1 protein-coding gene is annotated in these 842 nt (G+C 38.2%); it reads left to right on the top strand.

The window, feature by feature from the left end; genetic code table 11:
* Positions 1 to 842: transposase (locus GXM17_RS21395; RefSeq protein WP_163401541.1), on the top strand; the 842-nt coding region annotated here is incomplete at both ends.

The raw sequence follows: 842 nt of genomic DNA, 5'->3' as shown, positions 1-842 counted from the left end.
GGAATTTCCCGCCATCAAATGTCTTTTTCATCTCTGGAGGATACAATTTTACCGGACAATCCGGTTCGTTTTATCGATGCTTTTGCAGAGGCTATTGCCTTGGATTCTTTGGGTTTTGAAGTGCGAAAAATTAAAACCGAGGGCCGTCCTGGTTTCGATGCCAGAATCTTCGTTAAAATCTATCTGTACGGTTATTTAAACGGAGTTCGCAGTTCCAGAAAACTAGAAAAAGAATGCATTCGTAATATAGAATTACAATGGCTTTTATGTGGTATTGTACCTAATTATCATAGTATTTCCGATTTTAGAAAAGACAATCCCACAGGGTTGAAAAAGCTGTTCAAACTCTTTGTTTCTTTTTTGAAAGATGCCGAATTGATTGCCGGGGAAATCATTGCCATTGATGGCACCAAAAGCCGTGCACACAACAGCAGGAAAGCTAACTTCAACCAAAAGAAGATTGATAAACATTTGGCCTATATAGAAGAAAAAGCGCAACAATATTTAGACGAAATAGCTCTAAACGACCAAAACGAGAACAGTGTTGCAATTACTAAAATCCAGCAAAAAATAGAGCGATTAAAAAAGAATAAAATCCGATACGAACTCCTGGAAGAAAAACTCCAAGCCAGTGGCGAGCCCCAAATCAGTACTACTGATGAAGATTCCAGAGCTCTTTTGGTTCAGGGACAAGTTGTAGAGGTGAGTTATAATATACAGGCAGCAGTTGATGACAAATATAATTTAGTAGTTGCCACTCATACTATCAACCGTAACGATCGTAGTGCTTTGTCTGCAATTGCCCTTGAAGCCAAAGAGAATTTATCACTTGAAAATTTTAC

The organism is Flavobacterium fluviatile (genome assembly GCF_010645065.1).
GTDB lineage: Bacteria > Bacteroidota > Bacteroidia > Flavobacteriales > Flavobacteriaceae > Flavobacterium > Flavobacterium fluviatile.
The sequence above is the reverse complement of the archived record's forward strand: the minus strand, read 5'-3'. Positions and strand labels throughout refer to the sequence as shown.